The following is a 20,894-nucleotide window of genomic DNA, read 5'->3' on the forward strand; positions in this document are numbered from 1 at the left end:
GCATTAACTGCTTACCGTGACGCGGAGAACGCGGGTTCCGAGCGTGAGCGTGATTTCGGTGGGGATCGTGTCGATAGACCGGTTCTCGGTAAGCCAGGCGTGGACGAACGACGCGCACACCCGGCCCGCGTCCCCCGCGCCGGTAAACCGCAGCGGTCGGTTATCCGCGTCCACGACAAGCCAGTCGTCCCCGTTTACCGGGCCGGTGGAAAGCAGCGCTCCCGGCAGCGCGGCAAGGACGTCGGCGGCGTCCCGTCCGTCGGGGGTCACGACGATCTCGGCCAGGTCGAGGAACCGGCGGTAGGGCTCGTCGGCGTCGACGCTCAGGTGCGTGCCCTCGGGGAGGCCGCCGGTCAGCCGCAGCAGCTCGGCGGGCCGCCGGGTGACCCGGGCGGTCGCGCCGAGCAGGTCCACCCGGACCACTTGGGCGCCGGGCTCGACCGGCGGCTCCGCTGGCGCCGGGACCGTGCGGACCTCGGCGGGGACGTCGGGCTCGGCGAGCTTGAGCAGCCGGTAGAACTCCGCGCGCAGCAGCGGCATCGCCTGGCCGGGGACCGAGGTCGTCAGCGCGGCCACGGACGCGAACGGCTCCCGGTCTGGGTCGTGCGCCTTGATCACCGCGTCCAGTTGCTCGGTGAGCGGGCGGGCGTGGTCGAGGCAGGGGACGGTGTCGAGCAGCCTGGCCACGGCCGAGTCGGGCGCGACCGTGTGCCGGGGCGCGGTGGCCAGGACGGTGGGCGTGCCGAGAGCGGCGCCGTAGAACGTGACCGAGCCGTGGTCGCCGAGCACGACGTCGGCGGCGACCAACGCGGCCCGCCACCCCTCTTCTGGCGGCAGGAGCGTCACCCCCGCGCGGCGGCACCCTTCCGCCCACCGCCGCACGGCCCACGGCGAGTGCCAGTGCCACACGTTCGGGTGCAGCGCCATCACGATCCGCCACTCGTCCAGACAGGACTCGGCGGCCAGCCGCGCGACCAGGTCAGGATGCGTCCCGTAGAGCGACGGCGGCCCCCAGGTGGAGGAGACGACGACCAGTCGCTGCCCCCGCGACACCCCCAGCGCCCGCCGGTACACCGCGCGCAGCGGGCCGCTGGCGAGGATCCGGTCGAAGCACGGGTCGCCCGCGACGACGGCCACCTCGGCGGCCTCGGGACAGGACCGGGCCAGCCGCGCCAACTGCTCCGGATGGGACAGCACGAGACTCGACGGAACGGGCTTTCCGTCAGCGAGCAGCCATTCGGGCGACAGACCAAAGACCGGATTCCCGGATTCCCGGATTCCCGGCGCAAGTATTTATTGTAACCCATTCCGTGCGGCAGAATGATCAGCGGCGGCGTGAGTCGGTGCAGGTCGCCGCCGTGGCTGGCGGAGATCGCCAGGTCGAACGGAGCCGTTCGGGCGTGCGCCCACGGGGTCGGCGCCATTCCGCGATCGTGGAGAAACCTTTCGGTCCCGGCGGTGAACGGCGACGACCCGGGCACGCTGACTTCGACCTGGATTCTGCTGTCGCCGGCCACCAGGTCGAGCACGTCGAGCAGTCGGGTGGCTGCGGTGACGTTGTGCACCACGGCCAGCACCCGCCGCTCGGTCGGAATGGTGGCCCACCGGGATGGGCCGCTCAGCTGCGAACCCCACCCTCGACGAGGACGGGCTCCGCCATGTCCAACTCCTCCACGATCCGGTTCACGATCCGGTGATGTCGGCCGTCACCGTAGCAACGTCCGCACCGACGCGGCGCCGCCCGTGAGCCGCCGCTCGCTGGCTGGCGCGCGGTTTCAGCGGCGGCGGCGGAGCAGGAGCCACAGGAGAGCCAGGGCGGCGACGACCGGCAGGCCCCAGCGGGCGAGGATCGCCGTCTGGAGGGTGGCTTCCTCGGACATCCTGGGCCGCTCTCGCGTGCGGTGTCGGTCCGTGGGCATCGCCGTTCCTCCTGTCGGGCTGGCGAGGGTTTCGTCTCCGGTCGTGCGGATACCCGCATCCGAACCGTAAGACACTCCGGCCGAGAGGGCGGGTCATGGCCGACCAGGAAACGACCAACACCGTGGCGGACGCGCTGGTCGAGCGGCTGCGCGTGTGGGCGGTCCCGAGGGTGTTCGGGTACGCGGGCGACGGGATCGATCCGCTGCTGGCCGCGCTGCGCAGGGCGGGGGGCGACCCGGAGTTCGTGCCGGTCCGGCATGAGGAGATGGCCGCGTTCATGGCCTCCGGGCACGCCAAGTACACCGGCTCGCCGGGGGTGTGCCTGGCGACGCAGGGGCCGGGGGCGATCCACCTGCTCGGCGGGCTCTACGACGCCAAGCTCGACCGCAGGCCGGTGGTGGCGATCGTCGGGCAGGTGGTGTCGACCGCGCTGGGCAGCGGCTACCTCCAAGAGGTCGACCTGCACACCCTCTTCAAGGACGTGTGCGGGCAGTACCTGCAAACCGCGTTCGCGCCGGAGCAGTTCCCGATGATCCTGGACAACGCGATGCGCACCGCCATCGCCGAGCGGACGCCGACCTGCGTGATCGTGCCGCACGACGTGCAGCGCGCCGAGATGCCGAAGCGGATTCCGCACGCGCACGGCGTCGTCCCGTCCAGCGCGGTGATCGCCCGGCCCCGGGTCCTGCCCGAGGACGCCGACCTCAGCCGGGCCGCCGACCTGCTGAACCAGGGGCGCAAGGTGGCGCTGCTGGTCGGCCGGGGCGCGGCGGGCGCCTGTCCGGAGGTCGAGCGGATGGTCGACCTGCTGGGCGCGGGGGTGACGGTGTCGCTGGTCGGCAAACCGGTCCTGCCCGAGGACGCGCCCTGGCACACCGGGGTCATGGGCCACCTGGGCACCACGGCCAGCGCGGAGCTGATGGCGGGCTGCGACACACTGCTCATCGTGGGCTCCAATGACCCGTGGACGGAGTTCTACCCGCGCCCGGGGCAGGCGCGGGCGGTGCAGATCGACCTCGACGCCCGCGTGGTGGGCGGCAAGTACCCGGTGGAGGTCCCGCTGGTGGGCGACACCACGGAGACGCTGCGCGCGCTGATCCCGTTGCTGGCGCGCAAGACCGACCGCGGCTGGCACGACGAGGTGGCCGCCAGCGTGTCCCGGTGGCGGTCGCTGGCGCGACAGCGCGCCATGGACCCCGCCGACCCGCTCAATCCGCAGCTGGTGATCCGCGAGCTGTCCGACCACCTCCCGGCGGGGGCCCGGGTCGCCGTCGACGTCGGCTCCACGACCTACTGGTACGCCCGCCACCTGGCGCTGCCGCCGGGGACGCCCGCGCACGTCTCCAGCTACTTGGCGTCGATGGGCTGCGCCATGCCCTACGCGCTGGCCGCCAAGCTCGACGCCCCGGACCGCCCGGTGGTGGCCCTCGCGGGCGACGGGGCCATGCAGATGAACGGCCTCCTGGAGTTGATCACCGTCGCCGACCGGTGGCGCTCCTGGGCCGATCCCCGGTTCGTCGTGCTGGTGCTGCACAACCGCGACCTCAGCGAGGTCAGCTGGGAGCAGCGCGAGATGGAGGGCGACCCGCGGTTCCCGACGTCGCAGCGGGTGCCCGATTTCCCTTATGCCGCTTACGCCGACCTGCTGGGCCTGCGCGGTGTCCGGGTGGATTCGCCGAGGCAGGTGACCGGAGCCTGGCGCCAGGCGTTCGACGCCGACCGGCCTGTGGTCATCGAGGCGGTGGTCGACGCGGCCGTCCCGCTGCTGGCCCCGCACCTGTCCGACGCCAAGGCCGACAAGATGTATCAGGGGCTGGCTCAGGAATCCGACGACGGCGGCGCCCGTGAACACCTTTTCCGCCAACGCGAAGCAGAAGGCCACGACGACCGCGCGCGCCAGGGGGCGGCACGCTGATCCGGGGAACGACAGTTTCTGGACACAAACCTGACAAGAGTCCGCGCCACCCGCGAACGCGCCCCGCCGCCGGCTACGCTCGCGCCGAAAGCAAGTCGATCACCTGTCTGCCCGGCGATCGACAACGCGCACGTTCGGCGAGGGACTGGCGATGTTTGACCGCACGAACCGGCTTCACTGGGCCCTGTTGTCCACCGCGGTGATCCTGGCCGCCGCGCTGACGGCGTGGCTGCTGTGGCCCAGCCCGGCCCAGACCGCGCGCGCCGAGGGGCCCGGGTTCACCGTGTCCTACGCGGGCGCGGCGAACCGGTTGGCGGACCTGGACGACCTGGAGGCGGAGGAACAGGTGCGGGACTGGACCCGCACCGCGCTGGCCGCCCACCTCGAACTGGACACCGCGCGGCTGCGGGACGGGCTCTACGACACGCTTCCGGTGCGCGACGCCGGTTTCGCCGACCTCGCCCGGCAGCCCACCGGACCGGGCCGGTCGCTGAGCGACGGCGACGGCGTGCTGCATGTGCTGACGCCGCAAGGAGATCCGCACGCCGCGCGGGCCATCGGCGGGCAGATCGACCAGCACCGCACCGACACCGGGGCCGACCCGAAGTCCGTGCGCGTGCATCGCTACGCGATCGACAGCGCGACCCACACGGTCCGGGTGACCTCGGAAGACCCGACGACCGCGGAGGAGGCCAGGGCCAGGAACGGCTACGTGCACAAGCGGGTGGACACCGCGGAGGGCCTGGCCGACTTCCTCGCGAACACCACCTCTCTGTCCTTTGTGGAGCGCCGTGGTTCGGAGATCTGGGCAGGCGGCTGGAATTGGCCGGGGGAGCGGATCGGCCTGGTCGACGCCGAGGACATCACCGTGTTGCAGCGCGGATACGCGGACGCCAAGAACGGCGGGACGACGCCCGCCTTCTCCCTGGACCCGCCCGAAAGCGAAGAGACCAAAGAGGACCTTCTCGTCACGATTCCCGGACTGCGCCCGGAGTTGGCCGACCACATCCTGGCCGACGACTGGACCGGCGCGCCGTACGTCCGCTCCGCCGGGGAACTCGCCGTACTGGTCAACCAGGCGCTGTTCGGCGGCGACGTGCCCGCGGACGTGCTGGCCGAGGTGGGCCTGCCCGAGGACCGGGTCGCGCTGTGGGCGCTGGCGGGCTACCTCAACGGGCAGCCGACCTACAGCCAGGCGACCTACTACGGCGGCCTGGCGGGCACCAAAGTCGGCATGACCCTGTTCTACACCGATTACGTCGCCAAAAACTGGACTTCGGACATCGGCGACGGCGTTCCGGAGAACGCCGTCCCCGGATTTCTCCCCGACACCAAGGCGATCACACCGTGGAGCCACTGCGACGCGACGACCACCGGCGGAGAGAGCGGCAGACTCTGGTTCGCGCAGAACGATTCCGCGTTCGCCTTCGACGACGACCGGGTCAGCATCGGCGCGCACTCCACTCGGCTGTTCAGCCGGTCGGACGCCCCGGGCGGGGGCGGCGAGGAGGTCGAGCCGTCCTTCGCCTTCGGCCGCGGACTGCGGTGGTGGGACCAGCACTACCAGGCGGTCGCCGACTATGAGTCGGAGTACGCCCGGCTTGACCAGATCATGCGCTGGAGCGGCGCGCTGGAATGGTTGACGGACAAGGACTCCACCCGACTGCCGGAGGTGGCCGACAGCGCGATCCGCACGGATCTGAAGTTCGCCGACTGGTACGCGGGCAACGACGCGCTCAAGGAGCGGTCCTCGGTCGGATTCGTCGCGCCGCCCTCGGCCACCGACGAGGCCGTGGTGCAGATCCCGTCGAAGGAGTACGAGAAGTGCGGCCTTTCCTATATCTCTGGCGGAGTTTCCCTCGCCGACGTGCGGGCGCGCGCCGGGGGAGCGGAGTTCCAGGCTGACATCCCGGGCGCCGCCGGCCGCGCCGGGCCGCACGACCGGGGCTCGACCTACGATCCGGCGAGCGGGACGGGCGAGCTGACCCAGGTCTCGGTCGGCGCGGACGGCAAGGTCGCCGACTCGGTCCAGCGCGTCCTGCGGCCGGTGGACGACGGCGGCGTCGCGGTCGGCGTCACCGCGTCCGGCCGCAAGGTCTCCCCGCTCGGGAAGGTCAAGGTCTGGCTGGACCAGAAGGTCAACCGGAAGGTCGATCTGGACCTGCACGCGGATGGCAGGCAGGTGACCCAGCGGGTCGCGTTCCAGGGGTACGACATGGGCGCGCTGGTGGCGGTCAAGAGCGGCGATCTGGTGACCGTGCGGTGGAACCGCGGCTTGGTCGATCGGGCGCGCGTCGCGCTGGAGTCGGTGCAGGCCCGGTTCACCGAGAACCCGGGCGCGGGCGTGCCGCCGATGACCAGCGGCGTGCTCTACACCGTCGAGGGCCGCGGTCGGGTCGGCGGCCCGAACGAGCCCTGGCTCGCCGTCAACGGCGCCGTGCCGCCGCCCGGCGGCGCGCTCGGGTTCCGCCTCGGCACCCCGGGACCGGACGGCGGCGGCCAGTTCTCGCTGGGCGCGCTCGTCCCGCCGCCCACCGCGTCCGGCCGGTGGATCGATATCCGGACCAGCCCGGACGGGCCAGCCACCGCGACCTTCGTCACCGAACCGCCAGCCAACGCGAACACCGCACGAGTGTCCACAAAGGATGGAACGGTGGTCGAGGTGCACTGGGCCGAGGGCCACGTGTTCGCGCCCGTGGGCGACGCTTTGGTGGGGCACAACGGAAGCGTTGAGGGCGCGGCGCTGCTGCGCGAGTTTCCCCGCGTGGTAGAGGCGATGCGGCTGGCGAGCGAGGCCCGCGACGGGCTGCTGCGCGGACTGGACCTTGGCTCCGACGGGGTGGCCCTGGTCGGCCCCGGCGAGGTCTGGCTCGTGTCGAGCGCGGACGCCTGGGCCGAGCGGGTGGTGCGCGCGATCGGCGCCGACGCCAGCCGAATCCCCACACTGAGGGTCTCCGGCGACCGGCTCGTGCACGTCGACGCCGCCCCGCTGACCGAGTCCGGGGCTCGCACGTCGGTCGAGATGGGCGAGGTGATGGACCGGCCGGAAAGTGTTGTCATGGTGCACGAGCAGCTGCGGGCGGAATGGTCGCAGGACGACGGCGCGATCACGGCCTCGGCCGTGCCGCGCGCGGCTCAAGTGACGGTGCGCGAAGCCCGGGTGGAGCGGCTGGCCACGGTTGAGGCGGCCGCCGAGCAGCCCGACGTCCGGGTGCACTCGGGCGCGCAGTGGCACCGGGTCGACCTGCGCCCACGGCTCTCCTCGTCGGGCGGGTCGAACCCCACGCCCACGACCACCACGGCATCCGGGACCACCGCGCCCACCGGGACCGCCGCCGTGCCGGGCCTGACGATCCTGCTGGTCTGCCCGGACACCGACCAGCCGCTCGTCGGCTGCGAGGGCTGATGGCCCAGTCGTTCCCGATCCCCCCGGACCACCCCGCCGCCGCGGCCGTCACCGCCGCGGCGACGGCCTTCGCCCGCCGCGACGTGGCCGCCGTGGACGCCGCCCACCTCGCCGCAGCCGAATCGCTAGCCCGTTCTGCCGCAGCCGATCTGGCGGGCATAGCTGTTGCTGCCGCTGATTCCGCTGCCGCCGATCTCGCTGGCACCGCTGTCGCTGCCGCTGATTCCGGTGCCGGGGACCTTGCTGCCCGGTTTACCGCCACTGAACTCGGAGCCAGTTCCGGCGTCGCTGATCCCGTTGTCGCCGATCGCACGGCTGCGGCCGGGTTTGCCGCTGTTGATCCTGCTGTCGCTGATTGCGGGGTCGAGGCTGGGGTGGTCGCTGCTGATTCCGGTGTCGGGGATCTTGCCGCTCGGTTTTCCGCTGCTGGTCTCGGAGGCAGTTCCGGCGCCGTTGATCCTGCTGTCGCCGATCGTATGGCTGCGGCCGGGTTTGCCGCTGCTGATCTTGTGGCCGGTCCCGTTGCCGCTGATCCTGCTGTCGCCGGTTCCACCGCTGCCGATCCCGCTGGTGTTGCTGCCGCTGATTCCGCTGCGGCGGACCGCACCGCCGCCCGGTTTACCGCCGCCGGTCCCGCCGATCGTTTTGCCGCCGCTGGTCCGGTTGCCGCTGATTTCACCGCCGACTTCACCGTCGCCCGGTTGACCGTCGCCGATCTCTTCGCCGCTCGCCGCACCACCGTTGATCTCGCTGCCGCCGACCGCGGCACCGCCGGTCTCACCGCCGATTTGGCGGCGGCGCTCGCGGTCGACCATGTGGCGCGGCTGGTGGACCTGGGGGCGCTCACGCTGGCGCGGCGGCGTTGCCGGGAGCACCGCGCGCGGCATCCCGACCATCTTGTGCTGCGCCTGCAGCACGCGGAAATCGGCTCCGCGCTCGGTGACCACGCGGGTGCGAGCGCGGACGCCGAGGCGATCCGGGACGCGCTCGGGCGGGGAGTGCCCGCGCTCGGGCCAGACGACGAGGCGCGGCTGCTGCGGGTGGAGGCCCTCGCCGCCGTCGAGCGCGGGGACCTGGCCGCCGCCGATGTTCGGCTGGCGGAGGCCCAGCGGCGGTTCCGGGCGGCGGGGAACCAGGCGGGCAGCGCGGCGGTGGAACTCGACCGGCTGACCGTCGGCGTGCGGCAGGGCGACGAGCGGGCCGTGCGTGCCGAACTGGCGGCGCCCGAGCCCCGGGTGGCGCCCGACCACCTGCGGCGCGCGCACGCCCTCAAACGCCAGCTGCGCTACGAAGAAGCGCGGGACGTGCTGCTGCGCGCGGTGATCCGGCCCGACCTCGACCCGGCGGAGCGCTTCCCGGTGCTGCGCGAACTGGCCGTGCTGCTGCGGCTGACCCGCCACGACGACGCCGTGGACCGGCTGTTCCCGCTGCTGGTCGAGGCCGTCGCCGCGAGCCCCGACCCGGCGGCGGCCGCCGCGGCGCTGGAGAGCCTGACCGGCGAGGGGCCGGTGTCGGCGCGCATCGACCGGCGGCTGCACCGGGTCCGCGCGCTCACCCGGGACGGGAAGCTGACCGAGGCCGAAGACCTGCTCGCCGACCTGCGCGAGGAAGCGGAGTCCGATCGGGACGTCGCCACCTGGCATCTGGCCGCCGGGGAGCTGGAGACCGCCCGGTTCGCCGAGTCCGGCGAGCCGGAGTTCCTGGCCGAGGCCGTGGGCCACCTCACCGTCGCCGTGCGCCGGGCCGACTCGACGCCACTGGCCGAGGTGCGGGCCTGGGCGCTCAAGCAGCTCGGCCGGGTGCGCTTCGCCCGCGCCGAGCATGACGAGGCGGGCGCGTGCTGGCGGGAGGCGTACCGGATCGAGGAGCACGCCGCCGAGCGGCAGCTCAGCGACGACGGGCGCATCCGCATGCTGGAGTTGGCGTCCGACGAGCACGACGAGTGCGTCGAGGCCGCGGCACGGGCGATCGACAAGCGCGGGCCGGTGGCCGCCGCGGGGGTGGCGGTCGCCATCGAGGCGGCCCGCGGCGCCGCGATCCTGGGCGGCATCCTGCCCGCCCACGCAGGTTTCGCCCGCGACCTGCCGCCGCCCAGCGACCTCGGCGGCGCCTGGCGGTGGGTGGCCAGGGTGACCCGAGACCTGCCGCGCGACCAGGTGGTCTGGCTGGCGCACGCCACGCACAAGCGGGTGCACCACGTCTTGCTGGGCCGCACCCTGCTGCGGCACCTGGCGACGACGGCGAACCGGGCCGCCCTGTCCGACACCGTGACCATGATGGCGGCGTGCGCGAGCGCGCTGGAGCCCAGCGTCAAGAGCGGCGATTTCGACCAGACGCTGGCCGCGCTCGCCGACCTGACCGGGGTGGCCGACGTGGTCGCCGCCGTGCCCGCGCACGTCGACCGGATCGCGATCGTGGCGGGCGGCCTGCTGTCGGAGATCCCGTTCGCGGGCATGGCCCTGCCCGAGACCGGTGACCGGTTCGGCCTCCGGTTCGCGCTGTCGGACCTGCCGTGCCTGTCCGCCCGTGCCCCGCTGCGGCGCCGGGCGCTCGGCCGCCGCGGCGACCGGGTGCTGCTCGTGCGCCCGCCCGCGGACGACCTCCGCCCGGCGGCCCCCGCCCCGAACCGCACCCTGCTCCAAGGCGCGGACGCCACCGCGGCGCGGCTGCGCGAGACGGTGCGCGCGGGCCGGTACCACCACGTGCGGATCGACACCCACGGCGAATGGGACGAGACCGACACCGCGCGGTCCTGGCTGCAACTGGCCCAGGACGACACGGACGGAAAGCTGTTCCCCGACGACCTGCGCACGGTCGACCTCGGCCGCTGCGCCACGCTGGTGCTCGGCGCGTGCGACTCGGGCATGGCCGAGCGCCGGGGCCGCGACGACCGGGTCGGGCACGTCCGGGCCGCGCTGCACGCGGGCGCGGCGGCCGTCGTCGCGGCGCGCTGGGAAGCGGTCGACTCCGGCGCCGCCGCCGTCCTCGACCGGTTCGAGCGCTACCTGTGCTATCTGCCGCGCGACGTGGCCCTGCGGCGCGCGCTGCGGGACCTGTGCCAGGGCGCGGCGGGCGCGCCCGTCGGCCCGGTCCCGCACGACCATCCGGCCCGCTGGGCCTGCTGGACCCTCTACGGCGACCCCGGGTGGCAGACCGGAGCCGGTCCGCCACGCCGACTGGTCCGCCGCGTCCTCGACTCCAGGAGAAACCATGCCGCGCAACGCAGTTCCTTCGCCCCAGCCAGCCCGCCCGGTCCCGTCGCCCCAGCGGATGCCGTCGCGGCCCGGTGACCGGCCGAGGGCGTTCCTGTCCTTCGCCGGAAACGACCGCCCGGTGGCCAAGCGCCTCGCCGCCGACCTGCGCGGGCACGGCGTCGACACGTTCGTGGACGACGACGACATCCCGCCCGGCGACGACCTCGTGCTCGCCATCAACCACGCCCTGGCCACCTCGGACTACTACGTGCTGCTGTGGTCCCGGCACGCCGCGGAGCACCGCGAGTGGGTGGACGCGGAATGGACCGCGGCGTACACGCTGCAACTGAACACCCGCCGCGCTTTCCTGTTCATCGTGCGGCTTGACGAGACCCCGCTGCCGCCGCTGCTCGCGCCGCGCCGGTTCCTCGACGCGTTCGGCGCGTGGGAGCAGACCGTCGAGCGGCTGGTGCGGAGCTGGCGGCTGGACCGGGCGCTGGACACCCCGGTGCTGCCCGCCCCGGTGCCCGACCCGGCCGCGGCCGAGCCCGACCGGATCGTGCTCTACGTGCGCAACCGCGCCCTGTCGGTCTCGCACGTCGTCGCGGTCCCCGCCGCGGCGACCGGCGAGCAGGCGGAGCGGCTGGTGCGCGCGGCGCTGGCGCTGCCCGAGGTGGAGACGAAGTTCGGCGGCGCCATGGGAATGCGATTCGACTACCAGCTCCGGCACGACCAGACACCGCTGGCCGACCGGCCGCTCGCCGAGGCGGGCGTCCGCGACGGCAGCGCCATCGACCTGGTGGTGCGGGTCGAGACCTTCGGCCCGGCTGGCCCGATCTCCGCGGAGGTCTACCGATCCGGGGCCACGCCGCCGGGGCTCGCGCCAGCGGTGAGCAAGGCGCTGATCACGGCCGCGTTCGGGCACCTACGGCCGTGAGCGGGTTGGGCGGGCGCGGTGGGCTCCAGCCGATGCCCGAGGACAGGTTGGGCTGCAAGTCGGTGAACACCGCGTGCACCTCGCCGCACGGGTCGGCCGTCACCGGCTCCCGGGACGCCTCCGGGTCGCCGATCTCCAGCGGCAGCGCGTCGCGGACCCGCCAGATCGCCGAGGGCGCCCGGCCGGGGCCGAAGCGCACGTGCAGCCGGAACAGCGCGCACGGGTACCGGGGCGTGCACATGTAGTACGGGGCCATGCCGTGCCCGTGCGGGAACCGCACGCGCAGCGCGTACTCGTGCTCCTCGCCGCGCTCCAGCGGCCGCGGCGGACGCAGCGCGAAACCGACGCGGCTGCTGGACTTCTTGGCCTGGCTGGCGAGCACCCCGCCGTAGAGCACGTCCACGCCGATCTCGCCGATGCCCGCGCCGCCCGCGACGGTCATGCCGAGTTCCACCTCATCGAGGCCGTCGTGGTCGGCGACGATGCGGCGGAACTCGACCACCTCGGGCACCGGCAGGTCGAGCACCACCGCCGCCCGCAAATCCACGGTCCGCCACCGCGGCGCCCCCTGGGCGGAAACCGACTGTTGGGCCAGTGATTCCTGGGCCATCGATTCGGCCGCGAGTTCGGCGACGCGCTTGACGCCGTCATCGATGCGGCGCTGGATCGTGCGCGGGTCGCGGTCCAGTTCCCGGGCGACGGCCTCGATCCGCTGCTGGTACAGGCGCATCCGCACGCCCTCGGCCAGGCCGAAGGCGGCCCCGGTGGCCAAGCGCAGGTCGTCGGGCAGCCGGGCGACGAGGTCGCGCAGGCGGTCGGCGACCTTGCGCCGCAACCGTTCCGGCCCGTCGCCAGCCCGCACCCCGGCGGCCGCCCGCAGCGCCGGGCCGACAGCGTCCTCGATATCCGCGGTCTCGATGCCCCGGCCCTTGCGCAGCCGCTTCAGTTCGGCGACGAGTTCCTCGGTCGTGAAGCCCATCGCCACCTCCATCCGGGTCGCCGAAGTATAGCGACGCCGATCATGGTGGCCGCTGACGCAGTCGTGCGCGCGGTCATGCTGGTCATCGCTGTTTCCGGGGTTTCCAGTGTTTCCAATCCCCGGAAACCCCTGCCGCGCCGGGTTGTTCGCGAGGCAGGCTCTAGCGCGTCGGGAAATGCGAGAGCCAATAGCGGGGAATCGGAGGTGAATTGCCATGCACACCCATCGCGGACGATCGATCGCCGCACTCGGCTGAGCGTGCACAGCCGACTCCCGGCCGGGCCACACTGTGGGCCATGAGCGAGTTCGGGCCCGAATTGCGGCGGCTGCGCGAGGCCGCCGACCTGTCCCAGGCCGCGCTGACCGCGCGAATCCACTACAGCAAAAGCCACCTGAGCAAGGTTGAGAACGGACGCGTGCTGCCCAGGCGCGAGTTCGCCGAGGCCTGCGACGCTGCCCTCGGCGCGGCGGGCACGCTCGTCGGGCTGCTCACGGCCGCCGAATCACCGGCTCGCACGGGGGTTTCCGGCCTGCCGCACGCCACGCCGCTGTTTCTGGGCAGGCGCGCCGAACTCGCCCGGGTCCGCGCCGCGCTCGCCGACCCGACCGCCACCGCCTGCGTGCTGGTCGGCCTGGCGGGCGCGGGAAAGACCGCGGTGGCGCTGCGCGCCGGGCAGGACGTCGGGGCGGACTTCCCCGACGGCTGCCTGTTCTTCGACCTGCACGGCCACACCGCCGAAGGCCCCGAGGTGCCCGCGGCGGTGGCGCTGGACCGGGTGCTGCGCACGCTGGGCGTGCCCGGCGCGCACGTCCCGCGCGACCAGGACGGGCGGGCCAACCTGTACCGCGACCGGTTGCGCGGACGGCGGATGCTGCTCGTGTTCGACAACGTCCGCAGCGCCCGGCAGGTCGCGCCCCTGCTTCCCGCCGAACCGAGGTGCGCAGTGTTGATCACCAGCAGAAACCGGCTCAACGCCCTGGACGACGCCGTCCACGTCCCGATCGGCGAACTGTCCGCCGCCGAGGCGGTCACGCTGTTTCGGTCCGTGGCGGGCGAACGCGCCCCCGCCGACGACGCCGCCGTGGCCGCGGTGGTCGAGCACTGCGGCAGGCTGCCGCTGGCGATACGGATCGCCGCTGCCCGGTTCCGGGGAAGTCCGATGTGGACGATCGAGGAGTTCGCGGGCAGGCTGGCCGACACCGCCGCCCGCCTCGACCTGCTCGATGACGGCGAGCGCAGCGTCTCCGCCGCGTTCGCGCTGTCGCTGCACGGGCTCGACCCGGCCGAGCGGCGGCTGTTCGCCCTGCTGGCCGCGCACCCGGGCAAGCACGTCACCACCGCGGCCGCCGCCGCGCTCGCGGGCCTGGGCCACGCGACCACCGAGCGGCTGCTGGCCCGGCTGCACGACGCGCACCTGATCCTGCCGCGGTCCGGCGGGCAGGTCGGATTCCACGACCTGGTGCGGGTTTTCGCGGTCGAGCAGGCGCTGCCCGCGCTCGCGGCGGCCGACCTGGCCGCGGCCGAAGGCAGGCTGCTCGACCACGCGGTGGCCACGGCGACCGCGGCCGACGAGCTGCTGTCGCCGCTGCGCTACCGCCCGCCGCTTTCTCTGGCCGACGGGCAGGCCGTTGAGTTCGCCGACCGGGACGCCGCCGCGGCCTGGCTCGACGCGGAGTGGCCCAACCTGGTCGCGCTCTGCGGGCTGGCCTCGGCCCGGCAGCGGCACGAGCACTGCTGGCGGCTGGCGTTCCTGCTGCGCGACTTCTTCTTCCACGCCAAGCTCTGGGAAATCTGGGTGGACACCCACCGGCTCGCCGCGGCATCGGCTCGCGCCGCGGACGACCGGCGGGCGCTGGCCATGACGCTGAACAACCTGGGCATGGCCCACGTCGACCACGACGATCCCGACACCGCCGCCGAGCACTACCGGCAGGCGCTGGAGCTGTTCCGCGCCTTGGGCGACGAGCATGGCGCGGCCACGGCGCTGTCGAATCTCGCGTGGGCGAACCTCTACCTCGGCGACCACGCCGCCGCCCGCCGCGATCTGGCGGTCGCGCTGGAGTTCTACCGCCGCACCGGATCGACCCGCAACGCGGCCATCACGGTGCGCGCGATCGCCCTCGCCGAAACGGAACTGGGCCGCTTTGACGACGCGGTCCGCCACGCGGAGCTGGCGCGCGCCCAGTTCGCCGACCTCGGCCTCGGGTTGGACGTCGCCATGTCGCTGAACTGCCTTGCCTGGGCGCATTTCCGGGCGGGCAGGCTCGCCGAGTCCGCCCGGCACTACCGCGAGGCCGCCGCCGCTGGCGAGCGCTGCGGCAGCGCCTACGAGGTCGCCCGCGCGCGAACCGGCCTGGGAAACACCCACGCCATGGCGGGTTCCCGCGACCGCGCGGCCGAACACTGGGCGCTGGCACGGGAAATCCACGCCGCCCTCAGCCCGACCGTGCTCGGCGAGGTGCGGGTCCGGGACTCACTCGAACAGCCGAAACTGTCCACATCGGACGGTGAAACCCGCTGAATCCGTTACCCGTTCGGCGGAAGGGCGCTGCGGGCGATCCGCGATAGTCTCGAAACTTCAGTTGAACCGGGCCTGATGTTTGAGGTGGTCGGACATGACCAATTCCGTGCGGACGACACCCGAGACAACCCCCGAGCCGGGCGATGTCCCGTTTCTGGACATCACCAAGCCCGGGTTCTCCTTCGACTCCCCGGAAGTGGCCGCGGCCCGGGAGCGAAGCTGGTACGCCGAGAGCCCGATCGGGCCGCTCGTGCTGCGCCACGCCGAAGCCCAGCAGCTCATGCGGGACCCCCGGTTCGACCACAACGGCGCGGAGTTCATGCGCATGAACGGCGTCGAGGACGGCCCGATCTGGGACTGGTTCGTCCCGATGCTGGTCAACCACGACGGCGCCGACCACCGGCGGCTGCGCGGCCTGGTGCACAAAGCGTTCACCCCGCGCACCGTGAACGACCTGCGCCCGTTCATCCGCGCCCAGGCCCGGCGGCTGGCCGAGAACCTCGCCGCCACCGACGTCTGCGACTTCTTCTCCGACTTCGGCAACCCGCTGCCGCTGGCCGTGATGTCGCGGCTGCTCGGCGTTCCCGAGCAGGACTGGGACATCTTCAGCACCTGGACCACCGACCTCGGCCTGGTGTTCAGCATCGCCCACGGCGCGGGCTTCCGCGAGCGCGTCACGGCGGCCGTCGTTGGCCTCGACGGCTATGTCGGCGCCCTGATGGACGCCAAGGCCGCCGCGCCCGGCGACGACCTGATCTCCCGGCTGGTCCTCGCGCAGCGCGAAGACCAGCAGGTCAGCCACGAGGAACTGCGCAACCTCCTGGTCACCCTGGTCTTCGCCGCGCACGACACGACCCGCCACCAACTGGCCAACGCCATGATCGCCTTCGCCGACCACCCCGACCAGTGGCGGCTGCTCGGCAAGCGCCCCGAACTGGTGCCCACGGCCGTCGAGGAGGCCATCCGCTGGTCCCCGTCGTCGGTGACCGTGTTCCGGTTCGCCACAGAAGACTTGGACTTCAACGGCAAGTTCCTGCCCAAGGGCTCCTTCATCCAGGTCTGCACCCCGATCGCGCAACGCGACCCACGCGCCTACCAGTCCCCGGAAGCCTTCGACGTCACCACCCCCGAACGCGAGCCCGCCCTCCAGTTCGGCGGTGGCCCGCACTACTGCCTGGGCGCCGCCCTGGCCAGGGTCGAACTAGCCGAAGCTTTCGCCGCCCTCACCGAACGCCTCGGCCCACCGACCGTCGCCGAGCCGTTCACCTGGCGCCCGCCCGTCGGCATCCTCGGCCCCACATCCCTGTCCCTGCGCTTCGCCAAAGCCCAACCCTGAACCCTGATCGTCCGCACCCGCGCGCCGCCGGACCGGTCGTGGTCGACCGGATGCCGCTGTGAGATGTCAGGTCACTGGTGCGGATCGTTCGCGGCGTCTTCTTGGCGGCCCCAGGCGGCGAGGGTGAACTGGGGGATGTCGATGAACGTGGGGTCGGTGAGCAGGGTGTGGAACTCGTCCAGGTCGGCCTGGGAGACCTCGTCGGTGGCCAGCAGGCCGGGAGCGACCTGGTCGATGAGCGGGCGCCACCGGTCGCGGGCCAGGTTGCCCATGCAGGCGAGTTTGCCGGTGAACTCGATCGAGGACAGGCCCGCGCCCGCGAGCAGTGTGGGCAGGCGGCGCGACCAGGTCAGGTCGGCGCCGTGGCCCGCGTAGACCTTCTGGTAGGCGGCCATGATGCGGGTCATCACCGGGAACGGGGAGGTGTCCGCGGGCAACTGGTACGGGTCGGTGACGACCAGCCAGCCGCCGGGCTTGAGCCAGGTCGCGGCGCGGGCTAGGACGGCGTCGCGGTCGGGCAGGTGGCACAGGACGAACCGGGCGTGCACCAGGTCGAACCGGCCGGGGGCGAAGGCGGGGTCGGTGATGTCGGCCTCGACGATCTCGAAGCCGCCCTCGGCGGGGTCGAGGTAGCGGGTGTCGATGTCCACCGCGACCGTCCGGCCCGCCGGGCAGCGGCCTGCCAGCCAGGCGGCGATCGAACCCGCGCCCGCGCCGAGGTCGAGGCAGTCCCAGTCCTCGCGCGCGCCGAGACCCTCGATGATGTCCATGCTGAACTCGTCCACCGACGACTGGATGGCGCCAAGCCTGCGGCGCTCGCCGGGACGGTCCTTGCTCAACGCGCTGGTCCGGTAGCTGCCCGCGCTGCCCGCGCTGCCCGCGCTGCCCGCGCTGGTGGCGGCCTCGGTGCCGCTGGCGGTGGCGGTGGGGGAGGCGCTGGAGGATGCGGCGCCGTGGGGGATGTCGCGGGTGGTGCTGTCGGTCACGTGGTCTCCTCGGCTGCGGACGGGGCGGGCGTCCGGCGGGCGGCGAACTCCAGCGCCAGGGGCGAGTGCTGGGCCTGGGCGAGCAGTTCGAGGAAGGCGAGTTCGTGGGTCCACTCGTCGCCCGCTGGGTCGCGGTGGGTGGGGGTGGTCTGCTCGGCCGGGTGCGGTTCGGCGCCCGCGGCCTTGGCGGATTCGGCGACGGTCAGCCAGCAGGCCGTGGCGCGGGCCTCGACGGTGCGGGGGTCGGCGTCCGGGTCGGCGGCCAGGACGTGGGCTCTTGCCGCGGCCACGGTGTCCTGGTCGACGTAGTCGCGCAGGATGAGCAGCGCGTCGCGGATCTCGATGACCCGCCGGTAGAGCCGCAGGTCGATCGGGGTGAGCCGCTGGCCGGGCGCGGGCAGCCGGACGTGCGGGGCCGCGGTGATCAGCCGCTGCCACAGCGGGGCCAACCCGCGCAGCGTGCGCAGGCGCCGCCACAGTCCCCAGCCGTGCGCGAGCACCGGCACGGTCACCGCGGCCACGGTCAGCCATGCGGTGATGCCGATGTTGAGCGGGAAGAACGCCCCCAGCCACGGCGCGTCGGTGAGCAGGTAGCCCAGCACGACGAAGGACCAGAACACCGTGGACGAGGCGAAGCCCAACGCGAGCAGCCGCAGGCCGACCCGCAGCGCCACGGTGCTCGCCTGCCGCGCGTAGCGGGCGCACAGCACCGCGCAGGGCAGCACCGCCACCACGTGCGCCACGCACAGCAGCCACCAGAACGGGCTGTACCAGGGGACCGCGATGGAGGTGACGCAGCCCGCCGCCGGGACCGGCCCGGTGTTGAGCCAGACCAGGGTGACGCTCACCGCCGCCGCCGACCCGTACACCAGCAGCGGCCTGCGCCGGGCGATCGCGGCCAGCACGAAGTCGAGGATGAACGCGGAGCTGATGACGCCCCAGATGTTCATGGCGATGCCGCAGCTCTGCCCGAACACGTAGGTCTCGGTCAGCACCTTGGTGATCGGGTCGGTGTAGACGGTGATGGAGCCCGCGAGGCCGGCGACGGCGATCAGCAGCCGCCGCTGCGGCCGGGAGCGCAGCGCCCCGGGCAGGCGCAGGGCCAGGGCGAGCCACAGGGCGATCGCGCCGAGCATCACCACGTCGCTGCCGAAGTCGCGGAGGTCGGTCGTGGTCATGCGGCAGAAGTCCTGTCGGTGGTCATGGTCCTGTCAGTGGTCGGCAAGCGGTCGGTGGTCAGGGAACTGGAGGTCGCAAGGCGGCGGTCGTCAGCGGCTCCACAGGCCGAGCGCGGACTCCAGCTCGCCCAGCGTTCCGGTGGCCGCGCCGGGGGCCTGGGCCTGGGCGGTGATCCGGATCAGGCTCGCCACCAGCTCCGCCTCCTGCTCCTCGTCGGTGGTGTAGCTGGTGCGGCCCAGCAGCCTGCGCACCAGCGCGGGCGAGAGGTCGGGCAGGAACCGGCCGAGTTCGGCGACCAGGTCCGCGGACTTGCTGTGGTGGTCGCAGAGCATGTGGCCGATCTCATGCAGCACGATGTGGTCGCGGTGGAACGGGGTGGTCTTGGCTTCGACAAAGATCACATCCCGGTCGGCGAGCTGGAGCCAGGCGCCGCAGGCGTTGACGGTCAGGCCAGCGGGCAGGGTGCCGATCTCGATGGGCCGCGCGCGCTGCTCGGCGAGCTGGGCGACCAGCGCGGAGACCGAGAACGGCCGGGGCAGGGTGATGCCGTCGACCAGCGACCGGCACTTCCTGTAGCCGTGTCGATTGACCATGTCCTCGCCGACACCTCCGCCGCTTGGGCACCTCCGAAACCGGCCTGGCCGCCGCTGCGCCGAGCGCGACATCACTCGTCCCGCGCCTGCCCGCCGTCCCCCGCGTCCGTCGCGGGCCCCAGCCGTTCGATGCGCCGTGCTTCGGTGACCATGGCCAGCAACGCGTCGAGCGTATCGTCCGAGAGCCCCTCCGCACGCAGTGCGATGGACCGCACTTTCTGGTTGCGCAGCGCGATGGCCAGGTCGAGCTGCGCGTCGACCCGGGAGGCGACCACGTCGTCCAGGAAGTACTCGGCGGGCACCCCGAAGAACTCGGCCAGGGTGACCAGGGTGTCCTGGGTCAGGTTGCGCTTGCGTCCGCTGGCCAGCTCCCACAGGTACGTCGCCGACATGGGCTTGCCGGTCTGCTCGCGGATCTGGGCGGCGAGCTTGGCGTACCCGGGCCTGCTCGCCTTGTCCGGGTACAGCCGGTCGCGCAGGTGGTTGATCTTCTCGGCCAGCCGACCCTCGGCACCTGAGTCCGCGCGCTGCTCCGGGTCCATCCAGGTGGTCCTCACGGTCGGTGTCGTCCGCTGAGGCGGATGCCCCAGACGGTGCCTCATTGTGGAACACCGTGGGGCGGTTGACAAAGCTTGGGTGTCGGGGCCTATTCTGCGTGTGGGGCGTCCGCTATAGCGGACAGGTGCTGAGGAGGCCTGGGGGCTCTTCAGCATCAATTGGGGGCTGCCCATGTGCGTGAGGGGGGCACACGGGTAGTCTGTAGGCGGCGCCCGCCCTCCAGCGACCCCCAGGCTGTTGAGGGCGGCGCCGCTTTCTTTGGCCCCCTCCGCCGCGCGGCTGGTGAAACGCCCGCGGGGACGATCTCGATGCGCCATCATGGCCGCGCGCGCCCGGCGTGCGGAAGGTCACGAACCCCCTCAGGAAGACACCCCGTGAACGACGCTGCCATGACGGCCCGGCTGACCCGCGAGCTCGCCCGGCTCTACCCCGACGACGACAGCGTCCGCCGCGTCCTGTCGTTCGCGGGCATCCCCACCGAGCTGGTCCGGTTCCACAGCCGCGCGCTGGACACCTGGTTCAACGCGGTCACCGAGGCCGACAACCGCCGCAGGCGCGCCGACCTGCTCAAGGTCGTGCTGCTGGAGCACCCGGACAACGCGCCGCTGCACGACGCGCTGCGGGACGCGCTCGACCAGCCGGCCGAGGACGGGCCGCGCTGGACGCCCGCGCCGGACGGGACCGGCGGCGTGGAGAAGCTGATGGGCGCGCAGAGCACGCTGCTGCCGGTCTCCTTCCTGGAGACCGGGCTGCGGCGGGCCAAGGCGGTCTGCCGGATCCGGACCGCGCGCGGCGCCAGCGGCACCGGCTTCCTGATCGACGGCGACCGCGTCGTCACCAACCACCACGTCCTGCCCGACGCCGACACCGCGGCCGGGGCCACCGCGACGTTCAACCACCAGACCGACGCCGACGGGGCGCTGCTCCCGGCCACCACGGTCCCGCTGCTGCCCGGCCGCGCGTTCGCCGCGTCCCGGGCTGACGACCTCGCCGTCGTCGGCACGGTGGAACACGCGAACGACGACTGGGGCCGGATCGAGGTCGGCGCCGCGGCCCGCCCGGACGTGCCCCGGGTCAACATCATCCAGCACCCCGGCGGCGGCCCGAAGCAGATCGCGCTCTACCACAACGTGGTCAGCTACCAGGACGACCGGGTGCTCCAGTACTACACCGACACCCTGCCGGGCTCGTCCGGATCGCCGGTGTTCGACGACGCCTGGGATCTTGTCGCCATCCACCACGCCGGTGGTCAACTCTACAATCCGGGTACGAAAAGCTGGGTCTACCGGAACGAGGGAATCGCCATCGCCCGGCTGAACGCGTTGTTGGGGGGCGCATGACCGGTGTCCGCACCGAGAACGGATGACGC

At 72.9% G+C, this 20,894-nt stretch carries 15 protein-coding genes; 7 read left to right on the forward strand and 8 right to left on the reverse strand.

What is annotated here, in order from left to right; all coding sequences use genetic code 11:
• Nucleotides 1–3: 3 nt before the first annotated feature.
• Entirely contained in the window at nt 4–1,197 is a 1,194-nt protein-coding gene (locus ACZ6SD_RS05080; protein ID WP_465315611.1) for a hypothetical protein, read from the reverse strand.
• A 578-nt stretch (nt 1,198–1,775) separates the two neighbouring features.
• Entirely contained in the window at nt 1,776–1,919 is a 144-nt protein-coding gene (locus tag ACZ6SD_RS05085) for a hypothetical protein (protein WP_465315612.1), read from the reverse strand.
• A gap of 95 nt (nt 1,920–2,014) precedes the next feature.
• Here ACZ6SD_RS05085 and ACZ6SD_RS05090 point away from each other — a divergent pair, with 95 nt between their 5' ends.
• Both ACZ6SD_RS05090 and ACZ6SD_RS05095 read left to right on the forward strand, forming a co-directional pair.
• On the forward strand, nt 2,015–3,835 hold the full coding sequence (locus ACZ6SD_RS05090) for a thiamine pyrophosphate-requiring protein (protein ID WP_465315613.1): 1,821 nt from the start codon (nt 2,015–2,017) through the stop codon (nt 3,833–3,835).
• 151 nt (nt 3,836–3,986) lie between these two features.
• Nucleotides 3,987–7,241, forward strand: coding sequence for a hypothetical protein (locus tag ACZ6SD_RS05095; RefSeq protein WP_465315614.1), 3,255 nt, complete (start codon nt 3,987–3,989; stop codon nt 7,239–7,241).
• Between the two features lie 125 nt (nt 7,242–7,366).
• On the opposite strand, the gene ACZ6SD_RS05100 is transcribed toward ACZ6SD_RS05095, so the two are convergent.
• The gene (locus ACZ6SD_RS05100; protein WP_465315615.1) at nt 7,367–8,056 is read right to left on the reverse strand and encodes a hypothetical protein; all 690 of its coding nucleotides are present in this window, start codon (nt 8,054–8,056) and stop codon (nt 7,367–7,369) included.
• Between ACZ6SD_RS05100 and ACZ6SD_RS05105 the strand changes: the two genes are divergently transcribed.
• On the forward strand, nt 8,057–10,531 hold the full coding sequence (locus ACZ6SD_RS05105) for a CHAT domain-containing protein (RefSeq protein ID WP_465315616.1): 2,475 nt from the start codon (nt 8,057–8,059) through the stop codon (nt 10,529–10,531). It abuts the gene before it with no gap.
• Nucleotides 10,452–11,372 (forward strand): toll/interleukin-1 receptor domain-containing protein, encoded by a 921-nt coding sequence (locus tag ACZ6SD_RS05110; RefSeq protein WP_465315617.1) that lies wholly within the window; start codon nt 10,452–10,454, stop codon nt 11,370–11,372. Before ACZ6SD_RS05105 ends, ACZ6SD_RS05110 begins: the two co-directional genes overlap by 80 nt.
• Here the strand turns inward: ACZ6SD_RS05110 and ACZ6SD_RS05115 are convergent.
• Entirely contained in the window at nt 11,341–12,351 is a 1,011-nt protein-coding gene (locus ACZ6SD_RS05115; RefSeq protein WP_465315618.1) for a hypothetical protein, read from the reverse strand. The genes ACZ6SD_RS05110 and ACZ6SD_RS05115 overlap by 32 nt on opposite strands.
• A gap of 296 nt (nt 12,352–12,647) precedes the next feature.
• Between ACZ6SD_RS05115 and ACZ6SD_RS05120 the strand changes: the two genes are divergently transcribed.
• Together ACZ6SD_RS05120 and ACZ6SD_RS05125 are read left to right on the forward strand one after the other, a co-directional pair.
• Complete coding sequence (locus ACZ6SD_RS05120) at nt 12,648–14,873, forward strand: ATP-binding protein (RefSeq protein ID WP_465315619.1); 2,226 nt, start codon at nt 12,648–12,650, stop codon at nt 14,871–14,873.
• A gap of 94 nt (nt 14,874–14,967) precedes the next feature.
• Nucleotides 14,968–16,209 (forward strand): cytochrome P450, encoded by a 1,242-nt coding sequence (locus ACZ6SD_RS05125; protein ID WP_465315620.1) that lies wholly within the window; start codon nt 14,968–14,970, stop codon nt 16,207–16,209.
• A 71-nt stretch (nt 16,210–16,280) separates the two neighbouring features.
• Here the strand turns inward: ACZ6SD_RS05125 and ACZ6SD_RS05130 are convergent, their stop codons facing one another.
• The 4 genes from ACZ6SD_RS05130 to ACZ6SD_RS05145 form a co-directional block, all read right to left on the reverse strand.
• Nucleotides 16,281–17,195 carry a class I SAM-dependent methyltransferase gene (locus ACZ6SD_RS05130; protein WP_465315621.1) on the reverse strand — a complete coding sequence of 305 codons (915 nt, stop codon included), beginning with the start codon at nt 17,193–17,195 and terminating at the stop codon, nt 16,281–16,283.
• On the reverse strand, nt 17,192–18,373 hold the full coding sequence (locus ACZ6SD_RS05135; RefSeq protein WP_465315622.1) for an MAB_1171c family putative transporter: 1,182 nt from the start codon (nt 18,371–18,373) through the stop codon (nt 17,192–17,194). The genes ACZ6SD_RS05130 and ACZ6SD_RS05135 overlap by 4 nt, the downstream gene beginning before the upstream one ends.
• A gap of 90 nt (nt 18,374–18,463) precedes the next feature.
• Nucleotides 18,464–18,967, reverse strand: a complete 504-nt coding sequence (locus ACZ6SD_RS05140; protein WP_465315623.1) for a hypothetical protein — start codon at nt 18,965–18,967, stop codon at nt 18,464–18,466.
• A 71-nt stretch (nt 18,968–19,038) separates the two neighbouring features.
• Entirely contained in the window at nt 19,039–19,524 is a 486-nt protein-coding gene (locus ACZ6SD_RS05145; protein WP_465315624.1) for a hypothetical protein, read from the reverse strand.
• Nucleotides 19,525–19,899: 375 nt separating this feature from the next.
• Here ACZ6SD_RS05145 and ACZ6SD_RS05150 point away from each other — a divergent pair, with 375 nt between their 5' ends.
• Nucleotides 19,900–20,865 (forward strand): trypsin-like peptidase domain-containing protein, encoded by a 966-nt coding sequence (locus tag ACZ6SD_RS05150; RefSeq protein WP_465315625.1) that lies wholly within the window; start codon nt 19,900–19,902, stop codon nt 20,863–20,865.
• The last annotated feature ends 29 nt before the right edge of the window (nt 20,866–20,894 follow it).

This window comes from Actinokineospora sp. NPDC051303 (genome assembly GCF_055586285.1).

What these genes read in the sequence shown, in the direction of transcription:
- ACZ6SD_RS05140 (WP_465315623.1), bottom strand. Translation starts at nt 18,967, where the DNA reads ATGGTCAATCGACACGGCTACAGGAAGTGCCGGTCGCTGGTCGACGGC.
- ACZ6SD_RS05110 (WP_465315617.1), top strand. Translation starts at nt 10,452, where the DNA reads ATGCCGCGCAACGCAGTTCCTTCGCCCCAGCCAGCCCGCCCGGTCCCG.
- ACZ6SD_RS05135 (WP_465315622.1), bottom strand. Translation starts at nt 18,373, where the DNA reads ATGACCACGACCGACCTCCGCGACTTCGGCAGCGACGTGGTGATGCTC.
- ACZ6SD_RS05085 (WP_465315612.1), bottom strand. Translation starts at nt 1,919, where the DNA reads ATGCCCACGGACCGACACCGCACGCGAGAGCGGCCCAGGATGTCCGAG.
- ACZ6SD_RS05125 (WP_465315620.1), top strand. Translation starts at nt 14,968, where the DNA reads ATGACCAATTCCGTGCGGACGACACCCGAGACAACCCCCGAGCCGGGC.
- ACZ6SD_RS05115 (WP_465315618.1), bottom strand. Translation starts at nt 12,351, where the DNA reads ATGGGCTTCACGACCGAGGAACTCGTCGCCGAACTGAAGCGGCTGCGC.
- ACZ6SD_RS05090 (WP_465315613.1), top strand. Translation starts at nt 2,015, where the DNA reads ATGGCCGACCAGGAAACGACCAACACCGTGGCGGACGCGCTGGTCGAG.
- ACZ6SD_RS05095 (WP_465315614.1), top strand. Translation starts at nt 3,987, where the DNA reads ATGTTTGACCGCACGAACCGGCTTCACTGGGCCCTGTTGTCCACCGCG.
- ACZ6SD_RS05100 (WP_465315615.1), bottom strand. Translation starts at nt 8,056, where the DNA reads ATGGTCGACCGCGAGCGCCGCCGCCAAATCGGCGGTGAGACCGGCGGT.
- ACZ6SD_RS05120 (WP_465315619.1), top strand. Translation starts at nt 12,648, where the DNA reads ATGAGCGAGTTCGGGCCCGAATTGCGGCGGCTGCGCGAGGCCGCCGAC.